The 8,682-nt window shown below is 39.1% G+C and carries 8 protein-coding genes and 1 pseudogene; 7 read left to right on the top strand and 2 right to left on the bottom strand.

Annotated features, from left to right (window positions below):
* On the bottom strand, positions 1-1,092 hold a 1,092-nt coding region (locus FC65_RS06865), incomplete at its 3' end, for a DEAD/DEAH box helicase (RefSeq protein WP_235803095.1).
* Positions 1,093-1,393: 301 nt separating this feature from the next.
* Between FC65_RS06865 and FC65_RS06860 the strand changes: the two genes are divergently transcribed.
* The 3 genes from FC65_RS06860 to FC65_RS06850 all read left to right on the top strand — a co-directional run bounded on the left by FC65_RS06860 (position 1,394) and on the right by FC65_RS06850 (position 4,229).
* On the top strand, positions 1,394-2,704 hold the full coding sequence (locus FC65_RS06860) for an NCS2 family permease (RefSeq protein WP_056972051.1): 1,311 nt from the start codon (positions 1,394-1,396) through the stop codon (positions 2,702-2,704).
* A gap of 188 nt (positions 2,705-2,892) precedes the next feature.
* Positions 2,893-3,423 carry a dihydrofolate reductase family protein gene (locus FC65_RS06855; protein WP_056972050.1) on the top strand — a complete coding sequence of 177 codons (531 nt, stop codon included), beginning with the start codon at positions 2,893-2,895 and terminating at the stop codon, positions 3,421-3,423.
* Positions 3,408-4,229, top strand: coding sequence for a TIGR02452 family protein (locus FC65_RS06850; protein WP_056972049.1), 822 nt, complete (start codon positions 3,408-3,410; stop codon positions 4,227-4,229). Before FC65_RS06855 ends, FC65_RS06850 begins: the two co-directional genes overlap by 16 nt.
* A gap of 73 nt (positions 4,230-4,302) precedes the next feature.
* Here FC65_RS06850 and FC65_RS12755 read toward each other — a convergent pair whose 3' ends face one another.
* Complete coding sequence (locus FC65_RS12755) at positions 4,303-4,437, bottom strand: hypothetical protein (protein WP_010499693.1); 135 nt, start codon at positions 4,435-4,437, stop codon at positions 4,303-4,305.
* 296 nt (positions 4,438-4,733) lie between these two features.
* On the opposite strand from FC65_RS12755, the gene FC65_RS06845 reads away from it, so the two are divergent.
* The 4 genes and pseudogenes from FC65_RS06845 (at position 4,734) to cshA (ending at position 8,608) form a co-directional block, all read left to right on the top strand.
* A complete protein-coding gene (locus tag FC65_RS06845) occupies positions 4,734-5,168 on the top strand; it encodes a GNAT family N-acetyltransferase (RefSeq protein WP_010499695.1) in 435 nt (144 codons plus the stop codon).
* Positions 5,169-5,568: 400 nt separating this feature from the next.
* Positions 5,569-6,457, top strand: a pseudogene (locus FC65_RS06840) (UDP-N-acetylmuramoyl-tripeptide--D-alanyl-D-alanine ligase); the annotation flags it as partial.
* 1 nt (position 6,458) lies between these two features.
* Positions 6,459-6,931 (top strand): glutamate ligase domain-containing protein (locus FC65_RS12435; RefSeq protein WP_275453099.1); only part of this gene is annotated, 473 nt, incomplete at its 5' end.
* Positions 6,932-7,096: 165 nt separating this feature from the next.
* Complete coding sequence (gene cshA / locus FC65_RS06835; RefSeq protein ID WP_056972048.1) at positions 7,097-8,608, top strand: degradosome RNA helicase CshA; 1,512 nt, start codon at positions 7,097-7,099, stop codon at positions 8,606-8,608.
* Positions 8,609-8,682 lie beyond the last annotated feature (74 nt).

The following is an 8,682-nucleotide window of genomic DNA, read 5'->3' as shown; positions in this document are numbered from 1 at the left end:
AGAATTATTACGAACTAGCACCACGCGTAAACTGACATCTAAGGAAAACTCGAAAGGATCAACGGTGTGTTTAGCAGCGTATTTTTCGATCACCTCTCTGGTAAGCAGTGTTTCATTGGTTAAAATGTCTTTCATGGCGGGTTTGATACGATCATAGTACCCTAAAAAATAGGGGTTTTCAGTATCTGCAATATCTTGTTCTTCTGCAAAAGTGATCTTATCTTTAGCCGTCAGGGTGATCGAGTGCATGTACAAACCATTATCTCCCAGTAAGGCACATGTTTCTTCAGCCACACGCCGAGTACTTTGTTTAGCGGTAAAATAAAAGATCCGCTCAGCCCGCTTCTCGCCTAATGCTTTAATTGTTGGAAATAAGGTTGAAATGGTTTTGCCAGTACCTGTTGGTGCCTCCACAAAAAGCCGCTTATGCGAATAAATTGTTTTGTAAACAGCAGCAGAAAGTTCATGTTGATTTTGCCGGTACTGCGGAAACGGGAAGGATAATTTTTGACAAGAAATATTTCTCTTTGATCGTAATTCTGCTTTAAATTCGATCCACCAAGTAAATTCCTTCAATAAGTTCTCAAAAAACTCTGTTGCCTCGTCTTTAGTGTAATCAATAGTTTTAATAGTTAATTTTTCGGTAGTTGTCTGAAAATAATAGAGTGACAACTTCAACTGTTCTAGGTCATTTTGTTCCATCAAAAGATAGGCGTAAACTTTGGCTTGCCCAAAATAAAGGGTCAGGGTGTTTTGACTTAGGTCTTCAAATTTCAGAGCAGAAGTTTTGATCTCACGAACTTCATCATATTTATCGTCTTTCAGGTGTAGTGCATCGGCACGACCATGAAGCAGCCATTTTTCTTGAGCTGCTTCAAATTCAGTTTTAAGGTAGACTTCTTTTTTAGTTGTTTTTTCCCACTCTTTTTGTAATTTGCGGTGGATCCGCGCACCTTCCAAAGCAGTATTTTGTGAACCCGTGGAAGCCGGATCTAGATCTCCGCCGCGTAACACAAATTCAACCATTTGTCTGATTCCGACTGACTTTCGGTTCATAGTAGTCAACCTTTCAATTTCGTATTCTTTTACCATAATAGATTATCATTTTTTGGCAATTTTTGCAGATTTCTAGGGACTATAAACACGAACATTTACTTTTGTATTAATGCTTATTTACATTTATTTGCGAGTGATGTATAGTATAAATTGTTTGTTAAGACATTAAGTTTATTAATGTTCGTGTTTACGCAAAAAAAGAACGGAGCTTTCACATTTTTAAAAGTCTTCGCTCAATGACTCTGCTTTTCATTCAGTTAAGGGATGAGGCTATTTACATTGAGAAGATAACTTTGCGAATTTTTGCTATATATTTAAAAAGACGAGGAGTTTCAAAATGAAAAATTCTATTACTTCATTTTTTGGTATCGATAAACTAAATTCAACCATCAAAAGAGAAGTACTTGCTGGCTTTACCACATTTATTTCTATGGCATACATATTATTTGTTAATCCATCTATTTTAGGTGATGCCGGCATGGATAAAGGAGCGGTCTTTACCGCTACGGCTTTAGCTAGTGCTTTAGGATGTGTGCTAATGGGCGTTTTAGCAAAGTATCCGATCGCGACTGCTCCAAGTTTAGGGATCAATGCTTTTTTTGCTTATTCGGTTTGTATCGGTATGAAGGTTCCGTGGCAAACAGCTCTGGCAGGAGTGTTTATTGCTGCTTTGCTATTCATCTTGATCACAGTTTTTAAATTACGTGAAAAAATTATCGATTCGATCCCTGCTGATTTAAAGTATGCGATCTCATCAGGTATTGGACTTTTTATTGCTTTTATTGGTTTGCAAGGCGGCGGGATCGTTGGTGCTGACAAGTCAACCTTAGTTACCTTAGGTTCTCTTTCAGGAACTACCTGGGTCACGATTTTTGGTTTGTTGGTAACCGTGATTTTGATGGTATTGAATGTACCAGGAGCTATCTTTGTTGGAATGCTCCTTTCTTCGATTTTTGGGATCGCAACAGGTTTCATCCCAATGCCACATTCATTTGTTGCTGGTATCCCCAGCATGTCGCCCACCTTTTTAGTGGCCATCAAACATGTTGGTGACATTAATTCCTTACAATTAGTAGTTGTTGTTTTGACATTCTTGTTGGTGACATTCTTTGATACTGCCGGTACTTTAGTTGGGTTAGCACAACAGGGCGGTTTTATGAAAAATAATAAAATGCCTCGTGTTGGTAAGGCGCTGATCTCCGATTCAACAGCCATGTTAGCTGGCTCATTATTTGGGACCTCACCGGTTGGAGCATATGTCGAATCCTCTGCAGGTATTGCAGTTGGCGGCCGTTCTGGTTTGACTGCCGTTGTAACAGGTTTGTTATTTATTGTTGGCATGTTTTTTTCTCCATTACTTGGAGTAGTTACTTCTCAAGTGACAGCACCGGCTTTGATTATTGTTGGGGTTTTGATGGCTCAAAACATGGCTAAAATTGACTGGCAACACCTTGAGATCGCTATTCCTGCATTTTTGATAATTGCCGGAATGCCTATGACTTATAGTATTGCAGATGGCTTGGCATTAGGTTTCATTGCTTATCCGATCACAATGATCGCTGCTAAGCGGGGAAAGGAAGTTCCTGCTTTGATGTACGCGATGTTCTTTGTATTCTTAGTGTTCTTGTGGATCTTGAATGTCGAGTAGTTTCGCGTGAAAAATAATTGAATAATAAATTTAGGAAATGCGGCTGCGGCTTGCATTTCTTTTTTTGCAATAAACGTTTCATTTTTTTGCTCAAGGCTGATTTAAGATTCGTCACTATTTTTTTTCTTTTATCTAGTGTAAAATTAGAGTTGCTTTGGAGAATATTACATAATATGGGGAAGATCATAATGGCAAAGAAGAAGATAATACTGTCGATAATGGTAAGTGTAGATGGATACGTGTGTGCGATCAACGGCAGTATTTCATTATTACAGCAATATTATCAAGAATTCATTCCGGCAGGGACCGAGTTAATCTACCCGTCAGACTGTGGTGCAGTTTTATTAGGGCGAAAAACATATGAACAATATCCAAAAGAAGTTGAGTCCTTATTAAAACGGGGGCAAAAACTAATAGTAGCTTCTCGCCAAAACATGGAAGCACTCTCCGGTGTAATTCGAATCAAAGGGGATTTACCATTGGCCTTAAAAAAGGTGCAAGCTCAGCTAAAATGTAATATTTGGATCGCTGGCGGACCATCGATCATTAATCAATTGACAAGTGTAAATAGCGTTGATGAGATCCGTTTAACAACGGTCCCAGTACAATTAGGAGGAGGCAAGCCTCTCTTTGATACAGATTTAAAAGCACCCAACGTTTCCTTGACTGAGGTCCAGCAATATGGGGGGTTGACACATTCAGTATGGCAGAAGAAATAGCTGAAACTGCTAATGCACAAAAAGATTTACTCAAATATCGTAAATCATTAGGACATAAAGCGATGAACCTATATCAAATTGAAATGAATAATTTGAAACAGGACTCGATGTTGATTATAAACCGGCAAGATGAATCTGGCTCTTTGGGTACTAAACCTCCAGAAATAAAAGTTCGTGCTGAAAATATATTATATCGGATCGCACGTTTTACCGATCAACGCTCATTAGGTGTGATGAATTTTGCTGATCCGGTTGAGCCAGGAGGCCGGTTTCAAGATGGCCTTAATGCTCAAGAGCAGACTCTTTGCCGCAATTCATTTTTATATCCTGAATTGTTGAAATTTAAACAAACGTATTATGTAGAAAATAAAAGGAATGATAATGGATTTTATTATAGCCGCGCATTGATATATTCTCATCACGTCAAGGTTTTACGCGACGAACGAGAAGAAGGACTGGCTAACAATTATAAGTATCCTGATGTTGTTTCGATCTCTGCGCCCAATGTGGCTGCCATGAAAAAGGCAGGTTTACCCGTCAGCAAACAGCATGTTGAGATCGATCTTTTTGATAAGATCTTGCGGACATTACGTGCTTTCAAAAATGAAAGAGTGCATAATCTGATCTTAGGGGCTTTTGGATGCGGGACTTTTCAAAATGATCCAAAACTTACGGCTGAGTTATTTCGTGATGTATTAGCGCGAAGCGAATTTTTGGGGGTTTTTGACGAAGTCTATTTTGATATCTATCAAGATCCAGCGACTCTCAAAGTTTTTCAAGATGTTTTGACAACTAAAAATAACTAAAAAAAGGCCGGCTTTGAAGTCGGCTTTTTTTGTGCACTTAGGCACAAAAGAATATAGAAATTTTTAAGTCTAATTAATGAAGTTTTTTAGCATCTTCATCTAATTTAGCGAAGCCGGAGCCCTTGGACTCATTCGGACGTTTTGCGCGATCTTCCATCGCCTTACGGGCCATAGCTTTGCGTTCTTCTTTGCTTAACTTTTTAGCCACGTTTCTTCGCCTCTTTTCAATTTCTATAAGTTGAAGTTTTTTACTTCACCTTCATTATAGTTTTTTTTCGGACAGTTTCAAATTTTTTAAACCTAGTTGTGAAAGTTTTCGTTTAATGCAAAAATATTTAAAGAAAAAGTACTTTTTAAGGGTACTTTTAAATTTGCGCATTGGTAAGTTGGGTCGTTATGGTCAGGCAAGTGAGAATTTTTTGTTAGAATAGAGCAAAGTAAATCTGGTAAGATATTAACATAAGCTAACTTTGTTTTTATTTTTAAAAGACAAGAGGTGATTTGATGCTGATATTTAAACAAACAATTGATCTTGACAGCTCAGTTTATCATGATGCGCTAAAACTCAGACAAGAGGTTTTCGTTAAGGAACAAAATGTTGCCGAAGCTGATGAGATCGATGGTGAAAGTGGACCACTGTATTTTGTCGGTTATTCAAACAATGAGCCGCTCGTAACTGCCCGGGTTTTTGAGGAAACTCCAAAAACGTGGCATATTCAGCGAGTTGCAGTGAAAAAAAGTGTTCGTAAACGAGGGCTGGGCAGTCGGATCATAATTGAAATTGAAGACAATGCCAGAAAAAAGGGGATTGGACTGTTAACTTTAGGTGCACAGGATCAGGCACAAACCTTTTATCTTAAATTAGGCTTTAAGGTTCAAGGAGCGGTTTTCCTTGAGGCAGGGATCAAGCATCACAGAATGGATAAAATGATCGATTAGTATAATTTAATTTGAAAAGAATAAAGAAAACGAGTAAAGTGTATGTATGCGATGAGTCGAGATATAGCCGGACAATTTAATTGTTGCGCTGCGGCGCCTAGCGGTTTGATCGAAACGGGGCACGTTTTACTGCAGGAAGCAGTGTGTCTGGGCTAAAACATTGTGGAGTGTTTTAGTTCTGTTTATTATTCAATAAGCACCGTATTCAGACCTGGGTGAAAGTTATCTTTTACTCAGGTTTTTTTTTACAAGATAATGATCAGACGCCCATAAATCAGTGGTTGCAGGCCTCACTTGACCAACATTGTTTCATTACTTGTAAAAATTGTGATACAATTGCGATTGGTAAAGTGTCGTGGTGACTGAAGATCACGATGATTTGAAGGGAAGAAAAAATATTATGAAAATGCAATTAGCTGAAATTGCACAAGCACTGGATATTGAACCACAAAATGGTTGGGATGATATTACGGTAACAAGTGTCAGCTTTGATTCTCGTAAAATTTCTGCAGGGGCTTTGTTTGTGCCATTGATAGATGAAAAAGATGGTCATCAATATGTTGAGTCTGCCAAAGACAATGGGGCAGTTGCTACCTTATGGCAAGAAGATCATCCAAACACGCCGACTGAACTGCCGTTTTTGCAGGTTGAAGATTCATTAAAAGCCTTGCAAAAATTAGGTTCTTATTACTTACAAAAAATCAATCCACGTGTCGTAGCCATCACTGGCAGCAACGGGAAAACAACGACCAAAGATATGGTCGCTGGGATTTTAAGTACTCAATTTCATGTCAAGAAAACGCCGGAAAACTTTAATAATGAAATTGGTGTGCCAATGACTTGCTTGACGATGGAACCAAATACCGAAGTTCTTGTGGTTGAACTTGGGATGGATCATTTTGGTCAGCTGGATTGTTTGAGTCGTTTAGTTTCTCCTGATGTTGCCGTGATCACAATGATCGGTGAGGCACATATTGAATTTTTTGGTACCAGAGCTAAAATCGCCAATGCTAAAATGGAGATCCTCAATGGCTTAAAAGAGGACGGCTATTTTATTTATAATGGCGATGAGCCGTTGTTATTAGAACGTGCTAAAGATAAAACGATGCCGCAACTGACATTTGGCAATAATGAGAGCAATGATATCGTGGCAACTGACATTGAAGGTCATGAGAACTCAACTTCTTTTAAAGTTGCTACTTATCCTGAGACACCGTTTAATATCCCGATGATCGGAACATACAATGTTAACAACGCCTTAGCTGCGATCAGTGTCGGTAAAATTTTTCNACAATATGAGTCAAGCACTGAAAAATTTCGAGATCACAAAAAATCGTGCTGAGTGGGTCACTGGTAAAAAAGGCGAAAAAATTTTGAGTGATGTTTATAATTCAAACCCAACAGCTGCTAGAAAAGTGCTCGAGGCCTTTAGTCAGGTCACAACTTCTGGCAAAAGGATCGTGGTTTTAGGTGACATGCTTGAATTAGGCGATCAGGGTGCTGCTATGCACGCCGGGCTAGCACAAGCCATTGATCCGCAAAAAATTGCCAGTGTTTATTTGTGTGGAGATTTAATGGGTAGCTTGGCAGACGCCTTGCGGACTAAATTTTCTAACGATCAGATCCATCATTACAAAGTTGATGAAAAAGAACGATTGTTTAACGATCTGGACGCAGAGTTGTCTCCAAATGACTTGGTCATGCTGAAGGGCAGTCATGGGATAGCTTTAGAAAAAGTTTTGGCAATGTTGATCAGAGATTGATTTTTGTATTCAAAAGTGCTAGTATTTTATGGTTATGTGTTTTAGAGAGAAAAACTTTGCAAGACAGAAGAAGGACAATTCCAACTGGCTGTATTGTGGAGTAGATTTGTTTTTTCAGACAAATCATGAACAACTGTATAAGTGCAGTTTAGGAGGAAATGTTATTTGAAATTTAGTGAATTAGGTTTGGATGCTGATATATTAAAAGCAATCAAACGCAGCGGTTTTGAGGAAGCTACACCGATTCAGGAGGAAACCATTCCGCTGGTTTTAAAAAGAAAAGACGTTATTGGACAAGCTCAAACAGGGACAGGTAAAACTGCGGCCTTTGGTTTGCCGATCATTCAAAATATTGATACATCAAAACGTCAGATTCAATCAGTAATTATTTCGCCAACTCGTGAATTAGCTATCCAAACTCAAGAAGAATTATTCCGTTTGAGTAAGGATAAGCATGGTAAAGTGCAGGTCGTCTATGGTGGTGCTGATATCAGACGACAGATCCAGAACTTAAAGAATGCTCCACAGATCTTGGTCGGAACACCCGGACGTTTATTGGATCATATTCGGCGCAAGACGGTTGATTTAAGTCATGTTCGATCCTTAGTTTTGGATGAGGCTGATGAAATGTTAGACATGGGATTTTTAGAAGATATTGAATCTATTATTTCTTCAGTTCCTAAGGAAAGACAAACCTTGTTGTTCTCTGCCACAATTCCTAAGCAGATCTTAAAGATCGGCGAGAAGTTTATGACAGATCCAAGTGTTGTCAAGATCAAGTCTAAGGAATTAACAACTGACTTAGTTGATCAATACTATGTTAAAGCACGTGAATTTGAAAAGTTTGATACGATGACAAGGATCATCGATGTCCAGGCACCTGAATTAACGATTATTTTTGGCCGGACTAAGCGACGGGTCGATGAGTTGTCCAAGGGACTTGAGGCACGCGGTTATAATGCTGCAGGGATTCATGGTGACCTCACACAGCAACGACGGATGACTATTATGAATAAGTTCAAGGCTGGTAAATTGGACATTTTAGTAGCTACTGATGTGGCTGCTCGAGGCTTGGATATTTCCGGAGTTACACATGTCTATAATTATGATATCCCACAAGATCCTGAAAGCTATGTTCACCGGATCGGCCGGACAGGTCGTGCAGGGCATCATGGTGTTTCTGTAACATTCGTGACCCCAAATGAAATGGATTATTTGCGTGTTATTGAGCATTTAACTAAAAAACGGATGCTGCCGTTGAAACCACCAACAGAAAAAGAAGCATTTATTGGCCAGGTTTCTTCAGCATTTGATGATGTTCAAGAGTTGATCGATGATCCTGATTCTGTTAAGTATGAAGATCAGGCCGAACAGCTTTTAGAAAAATATGATGCTAAACAGATCGCAGCGGCTTTATTGAATGATCTTACTAAAGGCGATGCACAAAATGTGCCCGTTAAGATCACTCCAGAACGTCCTTTACCACATAAGAAGGGCAGTCGTTCGTCTGGCGGTTATCATCGTGGCGGTCGCGGCGGCGGTAAATATAATGGCCGTCAGCAGCATGGTCGCAAGGGTGGTAGCAACAGTAATCGATACAGCCACAAGGATCGCGCACGGAAAAGATATGATCGTGATCAATCTTCTAAGCGCAAATATACGATCAGAAAGAAATAATGAATAATAAGAAGAAAGCAAGCAATTTTGTAAGTTTTAAAAATTGGTTCTTTATCAAGTGGTACTGATGAAAT

It is taken from the genome of Ligilactobacillus acidipiscis DSM 15836, from assembly GCF_001435755.1.
Taxonomy (GTDB): domain Bacteria; phylum Bacillota; class Bacilli; order Lactobacillales; family Lactobacillaceae; genus Ligilactobacillus; species Ligilactobacillus acidipiscis.
This window is presented reverse-complemented; position numbering and strand designations above follow the sequence as displayed.

Coding starts and splice junctions, on each gene's coding strand:
- FC65_RS06860 (WP_056972051.1), top strand. CDS start 1,394: ATGAAAAATTCTATTACTTCATTTTTTGGTATCGATAAACTAAATTCA.
- FC65_RS06855 (WP_056972050.1), top strand. CDS start 2,893: ATGGCAAAGAAGAAGATAATACTGTCGATAATGGTAAGTGTAGATGGA.
- FC65_RS06850 (WP_056972049.1), top strand. CDS start 3,408: ATGGCAGAAGAAATAGCTGAAACTGCTAATGCACAAAAAGATTTACTC.
- FC65_RS06845 (WP_010499695.1), top strand. CDS start 4,734: ATGCTGATATTTAAACAAACAATTGATCTTGACAGCTCAGTTTATCAT.